Origin of the sequence: Frankia sp. Cppng1_Ct_nod (genome assembly GCF_920656135.1) — a bacterium.
GTDB classification, from domain to species: domain Bacteria; phylum Actinomycetota; class Actinomycetes; order Frankiales; family Frankiaceae; genus Protofrankia; species Protofrankia meridionalis.
In genome coordinates this window covers 1-14,561 of sequence record NZ_CAKKTK010000101.1, presented here as the reverse complement: position 1 = coordinate 14,561, position 14,561 = coordinate 1, and the positions used below count along the sequence as shown (strand labels likewise).

The window sequence follows — 14,561 nt, the reverse complement described above, 5'->3', positions numbered from 1 at the left end:
CCAACAGGCAGAGGAGGCTGTCCTAAAAACAGCTCGAGTGTCGGTTCGACTCCGACCACCGGCACATTCATGTGCTCTAGACGGCTGTCCATGAGATGTCGGCCGGATCATTCCGGCCGACATCTTGCCATGCCATCAGACTATTCGTCTGAATGCCCGATCGTCCTGCAGTGTGACGGTGTCGTGCTGGTCGGGTGCTCCGACTTCGGAAACGTTGATCCTTCCGGTGCTGTCGGGCGGTCGCTGGGGGCCGATGTTGTCCGGACTCGGCGGTCCGTGCCGGCGGGTGCCGGCGTGACGGTGGGTGACCCCGTGACGGTGTGCCGGCGGGTGACGGCGTGGCTGCCGAGGGAGGAACGCGGTGACCTTGCGGAGCGTTCTACTCTTGTCTCGGAAAAGTTCGTTGATCGGTCGGGTTCACCAAGGTCGATAACGGGCTTGATGGCATCTGTGATCTATGCGCCCGACTGGATGCGGGTGGTGGAAGGAGTCGTGTCCTGATGGCCGAGATGCGTTCGTCGAACCCGGTGTTCAGTCGACGTGGGTTCGCTGGCCGGCCGGCGCAGCCGGCACCTGGGCCATGGCCCGGCTCCGAGGCGCACCCGCCGGCTGCGGGTGCACCTCCTACCGCGACACCTGAGCAGCTCGCGGGTCTGTACCGGGCGCCCAGCGGGCTGACCATCGATGACGTCGTCATGCACACCCTGGGTCTGTTCGCCATCGCCGCGATCACCGGGGCGGTCGGTTGGGTACTCGCGCCGAGCATCCCGGGGATCGGGCTTGTCGCCGCGCTCGCCGCGCTTGCGCTGTCCTTCGTGATTTCTTTCGGCCGACGGCTCCAGCCTCCGCTGATCGTGGTCTTCGCGGGGTTCGAAGGCCTGTTCGTGGGTGCGGTTTCCCGCTCCTTCGAAGACGCCTACTCCGGGATCGTGCTCCAGGCCTTGCTTGGCACCGCGGTGGTCTTCGTGGCCATGCTCGTGGCCTACCGCAGCGGCCGGCTGCGGGCGACCCCTCGAATGGCCCGGATCGTCTATGGATCACTGCTCGGTGTGATCATGCTAGGTCTGCTTGACCTGGTGATCAGGGCTGTCTCCGGCAGTCATCTTCCGATCATCAATGACGCGTCCCCGCTCGGCATCCTGTTCAGCGTCGCGGTCCTGGTGGTCGCGAGCCTTCAGTTCATCCTCGACTTCGACTACATCGAGCGTGCGATTGCCGACGGTGCGCCCCGCGAGGAGGCATGGCGGGCCTCTTTCGGTCTGCTCGTCGGCTTTGTCTGGGTGTACATCGAGATACTCCGTCTGCTGTCGAAGCTCCGGGGCTGAAGCGGTCCTCTGGGATCTTGACGGGTATGATCCGTCCCTGTCCTGTCTCGCGTGGCGCGACAGGACAGGGACGGATCCTCGAGCGGGTCACCCGGAACGGTCCGGACCCGCGTGTTCGATCTCGATGCTGATCACACAGCGCTGATCGCGAACCATGGCCTCCCGGTACTCCTCCCAGTCGGGGTGCTCGCCCGACAGCGAGCGGTAATAGTGGACGAGTGTTTCCATGGCATCCGGGACGGAGATGATGCGCGCACGACCGCTTATCTGGACCCAGGGCCCATAGAATCCGTCCGGAAATACGCACAAAATTACTCGCGGGTCCCGGCGCAGGTTACGGACCTTGTAGGCGGTTTCCCTACTACTCACGATCAGATTACCGTCGGTGTCCACTCCGACGATGACCGGTGACATCTGTGGGGTGTTGTCCCTGCGAAATGTCGCAAGGACGGCCTGATGGTGTTCACGCACGTAATCCCGTGCTGCGTCGATGTCCACGGGACAGATTCTCGCCTACAGCGTGTCTCGAAACACTCCCCACCCGGCCTGGCGACACCGCGCCCGCTCCCGGCTCGTCGGCGAGCAGGACAGCGGGGCTCCGTGGCGGTACGGTGAGTGCGCTGGCGTCAGGCCAGGTCGGGCGAGTGCACTTCATCTCGCGGAAGTGATAGTCCCTTCAGGTACGTATTGCGCGCCTGCGCAGATCGGCTTCGTGGACGACGGCTGCCGCATAGCAGTGGGGTAGGCCGTGCTCGTCCCGCAGCCAGTTCACACGTTCGGTGAAGCGGAGCAGACCCGGCCCTCGGTCGAGACATCCGAGCCAGTGGGCGACATCATGTCCGGTAATTCTGGGAATTCGCTCGATAAGGCTGTGGTGGGTCTCTTCGGAGCGTTGTAGCGACATTGGCGCCTCCAACACGTACTGGTCAACGAACCATGGAAGGAGCGTGCACCACCAGCCGAACAACGGCAAGAGCCGCCACGACTGTCATGGGATAACCTTCGCCGATGTCGGACGTGGGCCCCCTGGTCACCCGTGAGCTGATCCGCGAGGTGCGGCGGCTGTACGACCGGATCCATGGATGGACACCGGGTGCGTGGCGGGTGCAGGCCGCATCGAGCGGTACCCGCGCCGAGCGGGTTCGCGAACTCGTTGTCGAACTTGTCCACCTGGGACGTGAGGCAGGCTCCGGCGCACCCGCAGGTGTCCTGCCGCCGCACCTGGCCGACCACGCCCTCGCCGATCAGATCGTCGTGCTGGCCGACGACGTGGTCGAAGCGTTGTTTGCGGACGCCTCGGGTGAGGACGTCCTGGGTGAGGCGGCGGGCGCCGAGGTCCGGGGACCGGACCGCCGCCACGACATCGCGCAGCGGGCTCGGTTGGCCGTCCGGACGGCTCGCGCGGATCTGGACGGTCCCAGACCGTGAGGGATCCAGACCGTGAGACGGGCGCTCCTGTCCGCGGGAGTCACTGTCATCCGCGGGAGTCAGCGGATCATGTGCCAGTCGGCGTTGATCTGTGCGAGGAAGATGTCGGAGGCGATCCGGGCTCCGTCGAGGGTGAGGTGGACGCCGTCGGTGGTACGGGCGAGCACGGTCTTCCCTCTGTCGTCGGTGAGGTAGCTGCTGTAGGCGCCGTTCTTCGACAGTCGGTCGCTGACGTTCACGAAGTGGACGCCCGGCACCTGCTGCGCGGCATCCGCGGCGACGCCGGAGATCTGGTGGTAAAAGCCGTTGAGTTTGGGCTCACGGGCCGGGGGCAGGCTCATCCAGTAGACCTGCCGCCTGCCGCCGCCGGACCAGATCTGCATGACCACGATCGTGCGCCGCCGGTACTCGGCGAGCCATTCGGGTGACCCGGTGGGCAGGACCCTGCCGTCCGGCATGGTGATCTCCTGCCCGTCGTTGCCGCCGAGGGTGACCGTGACTGCCTCCGGATCGCGGTTTGCCATCTGTTCACGGGCATGCGTGGCCCAGTCGAAGAAGTCCGGACGGACGAGTCCGGTGCCGGAACGGGTGTCGGAATCGGTGTGGACGGCGCCTTCGGACCCGGCCGCGATCGTCGGTCCCAGTCCGTCGGTCAGGGAGTCCCCGGTCACCAGGAGCCGCAGTGGGTCGGGCGCGGTGGGGACGCGCAGCGACGGCGCCGGCGCGGGGGCGGTGCCGGACGGCTGCGGCGAGATGCCCCCCGGGGCGTCGGCCGCGTCGGATGTACCGGATGTACCGGATGTACCGGATGCGGCTGGCCGTTCTACTACTGACAGTCCCGAGGAACTGTCGGTGGGTGCCTCGTGCCCGAAAGTCGAGGCCAGGGCGCGGGTGAGTCCGTCGAGCCCGGTGGCGCTCGTGACCCGGTCGACCGGACGTCCCACCGCGAGTACGAGGCTGCGGGTGCGTCCGGCAGGCATACCTTCGCCGGCATGCACCATCCCCGAGGCGTCCAGAATGAGTAGCAGGCCGAGGCTGGTGGCGACGAGTCTGGCCGCCTGCCGGGCTGACACGGTGCTTCCCGGCGCGGACCCCGGGGCGTGGCGGGGTGGACTGTGTCTGCGGGTACCGGACCTGCGGGTATGCGCACCGTGGTCGGATCCCTGGGGCACGGTCGGGTACCCGGGTACTCCCGTCGCATGAGGTGGTACTGCCATCACCTTGCGTATCTGAGTACGGATGACCCAGGACGGCAAGTCGATCATTCTGCCGCTTTCCCTGATCGCTGTTCAGAAGCGGAATTCCGTCCGACCCTTATCGGTGGTTGGTGCGGGTTACCATAGTTCCTCGTTTATCCCGATAAACATCGATTTGATTCATCACCTATTGTCGCCGATTGGTGATGATAGCCGGCTCTCGCGTGTCCAACGCGTGTCCGGCCGCACGGCGCGCGGACCGATGCGATCAGGCCCGGATCAAGCCCACTGATCTATCAGTTGCGCCACAAACAAGGCCTTCCGCTACCATGAGGCTCCCGATACGCAACGTGGCATCGACAGGACAACTTGGGAGCCTAAGATCATCGTGCGAATGCGGAAACTGTTCCTTTTCCCTCCCATCCTTGCATTAACGATACTGCCGGGATGCGCAAAAGGATGACGGGGATGCATCTGTCTCGCTGCGTGCGCCAGTAACAATTAATACCGAACGGCCACGTGATCTTCTTGCGGCGCCGGCCGAAATTCCAATTAATCGAACTGGCTCATTTGACTGGACCTCAGAAAAATTCGTACGTACGACTGACGGAACGTTCGATTATCGAGTTGAAGGCGGCGAAATAACCTACCTGGTCGAACCGAAGTTCGAGCTGATTGAACTGTCAGGTGGGGGTTCCGCAATGCAACTCCATTTCGAGGTCAAAAGTTTTACGGGCAAGCCAGTATTCAAGATACTCATGGCACAGGTCCACGAAGAGAAGCCCACACCCGTGTCCATTCGCGGGTCTGACCCTCGTGATGATGTTGCTGTCAGGTGGCGGCCGGGGTAAGGAGCCAGGGGTTGCCGGTGAGGGTGGCGTGGATGGCGGTGAGCCACTGTTCCCACTCGCGCGGGTTCTGTGGCTCGTGGTCGGCGTGAAGCAGAAAGTCGCCGCAGACCGGACATCGGCCGTGTTGGGTCTTGAGTAGCCGTGGGCGTGACGCCACCCCCCTCTTATCCGGGAGGCGACAGGGACACGACAGTCACCCGTCAGCCGACGGCAACGCCGACACGCCATGCAGCGTAGTCGCGCGCGGCTTGTGCTCGGTATGCACCGTGGTTGTGGTTGTTCACCGCGCGGTAAGTCCACAAGCCGGCGACGAAGGCCGTGAAGGCGGCCAGCTCGTCCTGTTCCGCCGTCCAGCACGGCCGTGTTGCCGCCAACGCCTCGGCATCCCCCGGGGAATGGCCAGCTTCGATCAGCCGGATGACCATGAACGCGGTGTCGGCCCACCCGGCGCCCGCCGCAGGCCACCCCCAGTCGATCACGTGGATCGCGCCATCGGCGCCGATGATGAACTGGTCACCGTGGAGATCGGTGTGAACGAGCCGGTCGCCCTCCACCGCTTCCGACACCAGGGCAGTCCACCGGTCCATGGCGTCGATGTCCCAGCCCGCTACGACGTCGGGTGCGGCCTCTCGCGTAGACGGCTCCACCAGTCCCGCACGGTCCACCGCAGGTGCAGACCGGCGAGGTCGCGGTCTCCCTCGACCTTCACCACCGTCCGGTCGACCAACCGGTCGACCAACCGGTCGAACAGGTCCGGCCGGATCAGGAAACGGGCTGTTGCCGCGTCCGCCTCTGCCACAGCAGTCATGCCGTGCTCCTCACAGAAGATGGAGCACTCCGCCCGCGGAGAGGCACCACACATGGCCGGAGCGGTAAAGAGGGGCCGCCTCGGGACGCGACGGCCCCCGTTGTGCCCGGCAGGGGCATCGTCGTGCCCGGGGCGCGTCTCCCCCCGTGAAGAGACGTGCCCTGGACGTTCCGGCGGTCGGGTTAGAAGCGCATCTCGCCGTTCTCGATGCCGTCGATGAACGCGGCCCATTCGGCGCGGGAGAAGGCGAGGACGGATCCGGTCGGGCGGGTGGAGTCGCGGACGACGACCCCGCCGTCGAACTGGCCCGCCTCGACGCACATGCCGCCTGCGCCGTTGGAGAACGTCGAGATCCGCCAGTCGACCGATTCGGGGTTGAAGCCAGCGAGGCTGGGCTTACGGGTACGGGTGCGGTTCTCGGACATGGCTGATCCTTTCTGTGGTGGGGGTTGGTGCACGCGCCGGCCCGCACCATCCGTCCACAACGACGAGGCAGGGGCGGGGCAAGGCGGGCCGGCGCGCGTCGGTCAGGTCCCCCGGGCGCGGAGTACGGCCACACCCGAAGGGGCCTGGTCTCAGGACCCCTGGCGGGGACGGAACGGAAACGTGATCGGGACGACGCGGCCGTCAAGGTTGCCGCTCTGCCCGTGATGGTCAGCGGCGCTGACGGTCGGGAACGGTAGGACGACTTCGACGGGCTGCCGGTCCGGGCCGTAGACGATGAGCGCGTACAAGACGGCGTCCGCGGGAACATCGGCATGGGCATCGGCGTGCGGTAAGACGTGCCGGGTGATCCGTGCCGACACCGGCGGCCGGCGGGTGAAACTTTTCGGTGGTACCACGACATCCCCCGTTCGTGGATCGGCTGTGTGGTCGGCCGGTTATCGTGCCGACACGAGTACGACACAACGCGCGGGTGGGGTAACGGCAGGCCGTAACAGGCGGCCGTACGTAACCGGTTACGGGTAACCGGTTACGACCCCCGGTACGGATGCCGGGAGGCAGCGATGAGCGATGGCGGAGCAAAGCGTGAGCTGGCCACCCGCATCCGGGAACTACGCCTTGCCGCCGGGTACAGCCAGGAACGCTTGGCCGCCAAGCTCGGGTTCAAACGTGCCTACGTCTCGCAGGCGGAGTCGGGCCGGGATGTGCCGTCGGAGAACCTGATCGACGCGTTGGACGTGGCCTTGGACGCCGGAGGGGAACTGCGTACGCTGCGCGGACGGGCCTGGCAGGAGCGGCGGGTACGACGTCGCAGCCCACCCGACCCGCGGCAGGGTCGAGGGGAGGACACCACGGACCGACGGCAGGTACTCCAGACCTCGGCGCTGGCCGCGGCGTCGGCATTCGCGGCTGACACCTACCAGCGGATCTCGACGGCGGAACCGGGCGCGTTGACGCTCGCTGAACTCGAAGCCGACGTCGACGAGATCGCCGTGGTGTACACGTCGGTTCCTCATGTCGCCCTGCTGCCCAGGGTCGTCGACCGCTGGCGGCAGGTAGAGGTCATTCTCGATAGCCGGACGGGAGGCCAGACCCGGCAGCGCGTGACCGTGCTCGGCGGCCAGTTCGCGTTCTTCCTCGGCCGGATGGGTTTCAACACCGGGGACATGCGCGCGGCCCGGCGGTTCGCGATGCTGTCCGGGCACTACGCCGACGAGGCAGGCGAACCCGTCCTTGCCGCATCCGTGGCCGCGCTGCACTCATCGATCGACTACTACACGGGCCGTTATACGGCTGCGCTGGACCATCTGCGTGCCGCGGACCGCTGGGACCATCCCTACGTCCGTGCCCGGATGGCCGCCTACGAAGCCAGGGTGCATGCCGCACTCGGGGATGCGGATGCGGCGCGGGTGGCACTGGACCGTATGGAGGCGACGGCCGGCGACTTCCGGCCGGTACCCGGGGAGACACCGGTCGGTGAAGCCGCGGTGGCCATGTTCCGCTCGGGGATCGCGGCACGGCTCGGTGACGCCTCAACCGTCGAGGAATGGGCACCCGTAGCGATCACGGCTTACCAGGCCCGCAACGGCGACTTCTCCGCGGAGGAGGAGCAACACGCCGTGCTGAACCTCGCCATGGCACGGCTGCTCGGCCCGTCCCCGGAACCGGACACGGCGGCCACCATCGGCATGCAGGTCCTCACCACACTGGCGGCCAGTCACACCCACACCGTGGCCGAGCGAATCCGTCAATTGAACGCTTTGTTCACCCCCACGCACCGGGCGATCCCCGCGGTACGGGACTTCACCGACCGGCTACGGCAGGCCCGGCCCGCTCTGCCCGCCGGTGCCACATCATGAGCGGCGAACCGGCGACAACCTTCACCATCCCCACGATCACCACCGAGCGTCTGACCTTGCGCGCGATCGCGGCGGAAGACCTCGATTCCTACGCCCCGATGTGGGCCGATCCGGAGTTCATGCGTCACCTCGGCGGCCCCGCGGACCAGTCCGCGACCTGGCGGAACATGGCAACGACCCTCGGGCACTGGGCGTTGTGGGGCTACGGGCTGTGGTCCGTCGTGGAAACGGCAACAGGCGCACTCGTCGGCCGGGCGGGGCTGTGGAACGAGCCGGGATGGCCCGGGGTCGAGGCGGCCTGGTTCGTCGGCCGGCCCTACTGGGGTCACGGGTTCGCCCCCGAAGCCGGGCAGGCCTCCCTTCGGTTCGCCTTCGAGCGGCTGGCCGTCGACCAGGTTGTCTCCGTCATCGACGCCGACAACGCGCAGTCGATCCGGGTAGCCGAGAAGGTCGGCGAGACCTACCACCACACCGAGTTCCTACACGGCAAGGATCAAGCCGTGTACGCCATCACCCGGGAGACCTGGAAGGCACGCACCGGCGGCTGACGGCCGGTCAGGACGGGCCGTAGAACGGCCGGAACGGGCGCGGCTCCTCCCTCTTGCGGGGTATCTCCAGCTGAGGGCTGCATCGTTGTTCAGAAGCGGAAATAGATGAACGGCGCGACGTCCTGACGCCCGACGATCGCGTGGGCGACGAGAACGACTCCGACGATCGTGACAACCTGGCCGGACATGCTGAGCGTCGAGAACACGTCCTGGGCGTGCAGCCACCAGCGTTTCGGCACCGCCTGGGTGGCGAGTCCGGCGGCGATGGCCAGCAGGACCGTCCAGGTGACCAGGGGTGCGGGCCCGGGTGCGGTGCACAGCCGGAGAAAGATCTTCCAGGTGGTTCCCAGGTCAGGGGATCGGAACAGGACAAAGGTCGCGCAGACGAAGTGGAAGACAACCAGGCGGCCGAGCCAGGCCCGGGCGAAGGCGCGGTATCGCGGTACCGCGCCAGGTCGTCCGACCGCGGCAGTGGTGACCGCGGCCGGGGTGGTGGTGGCGTCGGTGACCGCGCCATCCGCGTTGGTACGGATAGCGATCACCCGTGGTGCTCGCTGCAGGGGGATTCCGCCGGTAGAGTCTGTGGCCGGCGAAGTTGTCGTGGCTGTTAGGGATGTCGTGGCCGGCAGGGATGTCGTGGCCGGCGGAGCCTTGGGTCGTGACCGAGCGGCACGGACACGGGTCATCCCGGATGGCATGTCGGCCGGACGCCGTCGATGTCCGGCCCACCGGCGTTCGACCACCAGCCCCAGTCCGTGCAGCGCACCCCAGATGACGAACGTCCAGGCTGCGCCATGCCACAGGCCACCCAGCATCATTGTGATCATGAGGTTTGTGCGGGTTTGGCGAGGGCCACGCCTGTTGCCACCCAGCGGGACGTACACATAGTCACGCAACCAGCGGGACAGGGTCATGTGCCAACGCCGCCAGAATTCCTGCAGGCTCGCCGCGGTGAACGGGCGATCGAAGTTGTCCGGGAACCGGAATCCGAGGAGAAGGGCGATTCCGATAGCCATGTCCGAGTAGGCGGAGAAATCGCAGTAGATCTGCACCATGTAGCCGTAGATGGCGACAAGTACTTCCAGCGACGAGTGCTGGCTCGGTGTGTCGAAGACCGGGTCGACGAGTTGCGTGGCGAGCAGATCCGCCAGTGCCACCTTCTTGAACAGCCCGCCGGCGATCAGGAAGACCGCGCGGGTGACCTCCACGTCGCCGGGATCACGGGGAGTGGCGAGCTGGGGGATGAACTCGCTGGCGCGCACGATCGGCCCGGCCACAAGATGCGGGAAGAACGCCTCGTACACCGCGAAGTCGATACTTTTCGCGGGACGGATGTTTCCACGACTGACGTCGATGATGTACGACATCGCCTGGAACGTGAAGAAGGAGATGCCGACAGGCAACGCGACCTGGAGCAGAGGGAGCGGCGCCGGAAGCCCGATACGGTCGAGTGCCCGGTCGACGGAGAGAGCGAAGAACCCGTAGTACTTGAACCAGCCCAGCAGGCCAAGATTGCATATGACCGCCGCGGCGAGGACGCGCCGGTCGGGGCGTCTGCCGAGCGCGATCGCCGCCGTCTGGTTGATAACCGTCGAGGCGAGCAGGAGGAGGACGAAGCGCGGGTCGGCGTATCCGTAGAAAAAGTAGGAGGCACACAGGATGAAGGGCTTCCAGCGGCCTGGGTGAGGCATCAGGTACCAGGAACCTGCCATGACCATGACGAAGAAGGCCGCAAACTCGATTGTCGGGAAGACCACCCGTACCCGCCCCCACTGCAACCACTCTGAGCGCCAATTGCCTTACCTAAGGTAGTCGAGTGGCTGTGTCGTGGCCGGGACCCTGCCGTGACGTCCGCCGTGACGCCTGCTGTTTGCTCGCCGGTCACCCGCTGGTTCGTAGCGCCGGCGCGTGATGGTGTTGATATTGGAGTCCGCCCTGACGGGTCGCGGTGGACCCCGTCCGGATGAGATCATTTTTTGGCTGTCGGTCGTCTCCCGATTTCGGATGAGTGTCCACTGCTGTCTGGATGGGTGACTTATGGCCGAACTTTGCGGGATTACGAGCGTCGGTGGCGAGCGCTCGCTACCTTCCGTGTATGGGTACGGTTCAGGCTAATGGCATCGAAATCGCGTACGAGCAGCACGGTGACTCCAGTGGCCTGCCGCTTCTCATGGTTGGCGGGTTGGGGCAGCAGCTCGTCAGCTGGCATCCTGATCTCATCCGCGCGGTAGTGCGCCGTGGCTTCCAGGTCGTCATCTACGACAACCGGGATGTCGGCCTTTCCACCCATTTTGATCATCTTGGACGGCCGGATCTTGTGGCTGCGATGTCCGGGGACACCGACGCCGCTCCCTACACCCTCAGGGACATGGCGGCCGACGCCATCGGCCTGATGGACGCCATCGGATGGGAGTCCGCGCACCTCTTCGGGGTCTCCATGGGTGGTCTGATCGCGCAGACCGCCGCGCTGGACTTCCCTGACCGGATGCGAAGCCTGACCTCGGTCTCGTCCACCACGGGCAGGTGTGAGGTGAGCCGGCCGACCCCGGATGCCGCCGCCGTCCTGCTACCCCCGGTCGCGACGAGCCGTGAGGCGTTCGTGGCAAGCGCCGAGCAGGTATTCAATGTCATCGGTTCGACCGAGTTCCCGATGGACCGGGCCTGGATCCGTACCGGGGCCGGGCTGGCCTGGGACCGCCGGTATGACCCGCACGGCACCGCGCGCCAGCTGATCGCGATCCTCGCCGGGGAAGACCGGACACCGGCTCTCGCCCGGCTGACGACGCCGACGCTGGTCGTGCACGGCACCACCGATCCGCTGGTGCCCGTGGCCGGTGGACGGCTCACCGCGACCGCCATCCCGTCCGCGGAGCTGCTGGAGATCGACGGCATGGGCCACGATCTACCCCGCCAGGTCTGGGACCGCCTGCTTGACAAGCTCGACGATGTTGCCCATCGCGGCGAAGTGGCGGTGGCCGGGCGCCGGACGCCCGCTGTGTAGCGGTCGGTAGTCCAACCCGGTGGCCGGTAACCGCCACAAGGCACGCGACCTGGGGGCGGCGTGGTGTCGACTACGGTCACTTCTGTGACGCACTGCGAGTGGTCGCACCGGTACGTGGGTACTCATCGGAGATGTAACAGGATGGCACGGTACTCTCACGCGTAAGTAAGCGTTCGATGAGGTTACTGCTCTTTGTTCGCGTACTTTTCAGTGATGTTAACTGATTGTGACGAGGGATAAGAGTCATTCGAACAGCTTCAGTACCCGATAGCCGTCCCGTGTTGCTTGAGGCATCGACCATCCTCAATAGCAAGGCGGCCGGTCCTGGACAGCTGCGACGGTCCGTCCCGCTGGTGGCCGGGCTGACAGTGGTTGCCGCGCTCGGAACGTTGGTTCTGCTGATCGGGCAGGCCGGTCTGCGCGACGCGGAGCGGGCACGGCTGTCCGACCGGTCCCGGTTCGTCGAACGGGTAGCCGGGAACGCATCGAGCCTGAACGACCCGGAGCGGATACGTTCCCGGGCTGCCGGGCTGTCGCTGGCTCCCGGCCAATCCGACCACAACGCGCTGCTGCTCGGGCAGTTCCAGCTCACACCCGCGGAAGATCCGAGCCTGCTGGTCGCTCTGGTCGATCTGGACGGGTCGCCGATCGTCACCATCCCGGCCGGGCAGCGGATACCCATCGGCGATCTTGGCGTGTCCTGGGCGTCGGCGCTGGCTGGCAGGCCGGCGATGTCGCAGGTCTTCGCCCTGCAGGGACGGCCGGTCCGGGCGACGGTCGTGCCCGTGGGCGGGGACCGGCCATGGGCAGTGCTGGTGAGTGTCGCGGACGAGGCCGCGACGCAGCAGCTCAACGAAAACCTCGGCGCCCTCGGCAGCGCACCGGGAGGGCTCGTCGACGTTGACGCGAGAGGCGTCGCGGTCGTGTCGTGGAACCCGGCGCTGCGGGGCCGCCGTGTTGTCGAACCGGAGCGGTTGGTGGGACTGCTCCCCGGCACCGTCCGGGTATGGACGTCAGGCATCGGTGCGGGACAGATGACCTATCTTGCCTCCGTTCAGCGAACGACCGGGTACACCACTGTCTTCCAGCAGCCGACCGCCCGGCTGTTCGCCGACCTGCGGGCCCAGTGGCGGCAGCGGGATCTGATCCTGCTCGGTGTCCTCACGGTCTGCGTTGGCGGGCTTGTTGTGTTCGGCCTGTACCGGGAGCGGACCGCCCGGCGTGCCCGAGCTCGGTTGTACATGCTGCTCGCGGGTGTGCGCGACATCATCGTGGTCGTCGGCGACGACCGGGTGATGACTTTCGCGGGCCCTGCCGTGCGGGACCTGCTCGGCTACACCGCCGCGTCCTGGTTCGGTCGTGTCCTGACCGACTTCGCGCATCCTGACGACAGGGGTCGGATCCACCGGTTACTCGCCGAGCCGGGCGGCGGCACCGCATTCGACATACGGCTCGTCACCGCGTCCGGTGAGGTGCGCTGGTTCGATCTGGAGGCCAGCGACCTCACCGACCGTCCCGAGCTCGCCGGTGTGCTGATCACCTGTCATGAGGTGGGAGAGCGTAAGAACCTGCAGGAGCAGCTCGGCTATCAGGCGTCCCATGACTCCCTCACCGGTCTTCCCAACCGGGTGCTGTTCACCGGTGAACTGGACCGGGCGGTCGTCGCCGCACGGTCGGGCGGATCGCCGTTCGCGCTGTTGTTCATCGACCTCGACCACTTCAAACCCGTTAACGACAACCTTGGTCACGATGCCGGTGACGCGGTGCTGCGGATCGTCGCGGAACGTCTTGCGCGGGCCGTCCGCGAGGAAGATCTTGCGGCCAGGCTCGGCGGTGACGAGTTCGGGATCCTGCTGCGTGACACGGACGAGGCGTCCGCCGATGACACCGCCAGTCGGATCATCGAAGCGGTGCGCGTTCCGATCACGTTGGGAACATCGGTCGTTCGGATCGATGCCAGCATCGGTGTTGCCGCCTCGACGCTGCTGCTTGAGGCGTCCGAGTACTTCCTGCGTGCGGCGGACCGGGCGATGTACGAGGCCAAGCAGGCGGGAAGGGGTCGATCCGCCGTGGCGGTCGCCTCACCGCCGCGATCCAGCCCGACATCGGGTGCCCGACATCTGGACGTGTCCGTCACTGATACCCGTCAGGAGAGCCCGGTGCCCGAGCAGCGCAGGCCCCGCGTGGCTCAGGCCGATCGTTTTTTCTCCCGGTTCGCCGTGCCGAGGGGAAGTGCGACCGGCGTCCGCGCCTGGCTCGGCCGGCTGGGGCCGCCGCTGGTCGCCGGTGCGGTTCTGCTTGCCATCGCGCTGGTCGGCCTGTGGCTCCAGACGCAGGAACGGCACACCGCCGAGAAGCAGCGCCTAGCCGACCGGTTGGAACTGGCGACCATCGTGGCTGACTTCTCCGCGCGTAAAGCCGACCCCCAACATCTGATCAGGTCTGCGTCCGATGCCTCCTGGTCACTGACCGACCGGGCGCTCGACGAGCGGATCCTGCGGTTGTTCGCGGCCTCGGGCGCGGGAGGGAAGAACTACATCTGGGCGCTGGCCGCCCTCGACGGCGACGTTGTGGCCATCGAACCGCCGTCCGCCACGCTGGCGATCGGCCCGGGGGATGCGGCCTGGCGGACGGCCCGTGGCGGGCAGGCCGGCAACTCGTCCGTGATGAAGGTCGACGGGATCTTCCGCGACTACCTCACGATCCCGGTGATGCGTAACGGTGAGCCCGTCGCGATCATGGTGATCGGCGAGTCGTTGCGTGATGCCCAGGCCGAGGCCAATCTGCAGACCGGCGGCACGCTCGGGTTCAGCGTGGGTGGTTTCGCCACGGTGGACCCCTCCGGAACGGTCATGCTGTCCTGGGATGCCGCTCGGATCGGGCAACGTCTGGTCTCCCGCGACGATCTGGCGAACCTGCAGGTAGGCCGGGCCGTACAGATCCATCCGGCCGGCGCTGGTGACCAGGTCACCCTTGCCGCTCCGCTGCGGACCCTGGCCAATGGTGGCTACCTGGTGTTCCAGCAGCCCGCTTCGGTCTTCTACGGTGACATCCGCTCCGGTCAGCTCGTCCGTTACGGGTGTCTGCTCGTCGTCGTCGCT

15 protein-coding genes are annotated in these 14,561 nt (G+C 66.5%); 6 read left to right on the top strand and 9 right to left on the bottom strand.

Features of this window, described 5'->3' with window-relative positions; all coding sequences use genetic code 11:
- Positions 1–500: 500 nt before the first annotated feature.
- On the top strand, positions 501–1,325 hold the full coding sequence (locus tag NBW77_RS20200; RefSeq protein WP_131745340.1) for a Bax inhibitor-1/YccA family protein: 825 nt from the start codon (positions 501–503) through the stop codon (positions 1,323–1,325).
- 87 nt (positions 1,326–1,412) lie between these two features.
- On the opposite strand, the gene NBW77_RS20195 is transcribed toward NBW77_RS20200, so the two are convergent.
- On the bottom strand, positions 1,413–1,823 hold the full coding sequence (locus NBW77_RS20195) for a PPOX class F420-dependent oxidoreductase (protein ID WP_131745341.1): 411 nt from the start codon (positions 1,821–1,823) through the stop codon (positions 1,413–1,415).
- Between the two features lie 178 nt (positions 1,824–2,001).
- Positions 2,002–2,229, bottom strand: a complete 228-nt coding sequence (locus NBW77_RS20190; RefSeq protein ID WP_131745342.1) for a DUF4287 domain-containing protein — start codon at positions 2,227–2,229, stop codon at positions 2,002–2,004.
- Between the two features lie 104 nt (positions 2,230–2,333).
- Here NBW77_RS20190 and NBW77_RS20185 point away from each other — a divergent pair, with 104 nt between their 5' ends.
- Complete coding sequence (locus NBW77_RS20185) at positions 2,334–2,753, top strand: hypothetical protein (protein ID WP_131745343.1); 420 nt, start codon at positions 2,334–2,336, stop codon at positions 2,751–2,753.
- A 59-nt stretch (positions 2,754–2,812) separates the two neighbouring features.
- On the opposite strand, the gene NBW77_RS20180 is transcribed toward NBW77_RS20185, so the two are convergent.
- The 6 genes from NBW77_RS20180 to NBW77_RS20155 form a co-directional block, all read right to left on the bottom strand.
- Positions 2,813–3,826 carry an SGNH/GDSL hydrolase family protein gene (locus NBW77_RS20180; RefSeq protein WP_131745344.1) on the bottom strand — a complete coding sequence of 338 codons (1,014 nt, stop codon included), beginning with the start codon at positions 3,824–3,826 and terminating at the stop codon, positions 2,813–2,815.
- 954 nt (positions 3,827–4,780) lie between these two features.
- Complete coding sequence (locus NBW77_RS20175) at positions 4,781–4,957, bottom strand: hypothetical protein (protein WP_175324638.1); 177 nt, start codon at positions 4,955–4,957, stop codon at positions 4,781–4,783.
- Positions 4,958–5,000: 43 nt separating this feature from the next.
- Positions 5,001–5,387, bottom strand: coding sequence for a hypothetical protein (locus NBW77_RS20170; protein WP_250280151.1), 387 nt, complete (start codon positions 5,385–5,387; stop codon positions 5,001–5,003).
- 20 nt (positions 5,388–5,407) lie between these two features.
- On the bottom strand, positions 5,408–5,608 hold the full coding sequence (locus NBW77_RS20165; protein WP_131745345.1) for a hypothetical protein: 201 nt from the start codon (positions 5,606–5,608) through the stop codon (positions 5,408–5,410).
- A 182-nt stretch (positions 5,609–5,790) separates the two neighbouring features.
- Positions 5,791–6,033, bottom strand: coding sequence for a DUF397 domain-containing protein (locus NBW77_RS20160; RefSeq protein ID WP_250280150.1), 243 nt, complete (start codon positions 6,031–6,033; stop codon positions 5,791–5,793).
- 150 nt (positions 6,034–6,183) lie between these two features.
- Entirely contained in the window at positions 6,184–6,450 is a 267-nt protein-coding gene (locus tag NBW77_RS20155) for a hypothetical protein (protein ID WP_131745346.1), read from the bottom strand.
- Between the two features lie 165 nt (positions 6,451–6,615).
- Between NBW77_RS20155 and NBW77_RS20150 the strand changes: the two genes are divergently transcribed.
- On the top strand, positions 6,616–7,911 hold the full coding sequence (locus NBW77_RS20150) for a helix-turn-helix domain-containing protein (RefSeq protein ID WP_131745347.1): 1,296 nt from the start codon (positions 6,616–6,618) through the stop codon (positions 7,909–7,911).
- The gene (locus tag NBW77_RS20145) at positions 7,908–8,459 is read left to right on the top strand and encodes a GNAT family N-acetyltransferase (RefSeq protein WP_250280149.1); all 552 of its coding nucleotides are present in this window, start codon (positions 7,908–7,910) and stop codon (positions 8,457–8,459) included. Before NBW77_RS20150 ends, NBW77_RS20145 begins: the two co-directional genes overlap by 4 nt.
- Positions 8,460–8,548: 89 nt before the next feature.
- Here the strand turns inward: NBW77_RS20145 and NBW77_RS20140 are convergent, their stop codons facing one another.
- Positions 8,549–10,216 carry an MBOAT family O-acyltransferase gene (locus NBW77_RS20140; RefSeq protein WP_131745349.1) on the bottom strand — a complete coding sequence of 556 codons (1,668 nt, stop codon included), beginning with the start codon at positions 10,214–10,216 and terminating at the stop codon, positions 8,549–8,551.
- A gap of 338 nt (positions 10,217–10,554) precedes the next feature.
- Here NBW77_RS20140 and NBW77_RS20135 point away from each other — a divergent pair, with 338 nt between their 5' ends.
- Positions 10,555–11,460, top strand: a complete 906-nt coding sequence (locus NBW77_RS20135) for an alpha/beta fold hydrolase (protein WP_131745350.1) — start codon at positions 10,555–10,557, stop codon at positions 11,458–11,460.
- Positions 11,461–11,738: 278 nt separating this feature from the next.
- A partial coding sequence (locus NBW77_RS20130; protein ID WP_250280148.1) for a sensor domain-containing diguanylate cyclase occupies positions 11,739–14,561 on the top strand: 2,823 nt, incomplete at its 3' end.

Excerpts from the sequence above, each read along its gene's own strand:
- NBW77_RS20200 (WP_131745340.1), top strand. The coding sequence starts at position 501 with ATGGCCGAGATGCGTTCGTCGAACCCGGTGTTCAGTCGACGTGGGTTC.
- NBW77_RS20190 (WP_131745342.1), bottom strand. The coding sequence starts at position 2,229 with ATGTCGCTACAACGCTCCGAAGAGACCCACCACAGCCTTATCGAGCGA.
- NBW77_RS20185 (WP_131745343.1), top strand. The coding sequence starts at position 2,334 with ATGTCGGACGTGGGCCCCCTGGTCACCCGTGAGCTGATCCGCGAGGTG.
- NBW77_RS20170 (WP_250280151.1), bottom strand. The coding sequence starts at position 5,387 with ATGGACCGGTGGACTGCCCTGGTGTCGGAAGCGGTGGAGGGCGACCGG.
- NBW77_RS20165 (WP_131745345.1), bottom strand. The coding sequence starts at position 5,608 with ATGACTGCTGTGGCAGAGGCGGACGCGGCAACAGCCCGTTTCCTGATC.
- NBW77_RS20160 (WP_250280150.1), bottom strand. The coding sequence starts at position 6,033 with ATGTCCGAGAACCGCACCCGTACCCGTAAGCCCAGCCTCGCTGGCTTC.
- NBW77_RS20150 (WP_131745347.1), top strand. The coding sequence starts at position 6,616 with ATGAGCGATGGCGGAGCAAAGCGTGAGCTGGCCACCCGCATCCGGGAA.
- NBW77_RS20145 (WP_250280149.1), top strand. The coding sequence starts at position 7,908 with ATGAGCGGCGAACCGGCGACAACCTTCACCATCCCCACGATCACCACC.
- NBW77_RS20135 (WP_131745350.1), top strand. The coding sequence starts at position 10,555 with ATGGGTACGGTTCAGGCTAATGGCATCGAAATCGCGTACGAGCAGCAC.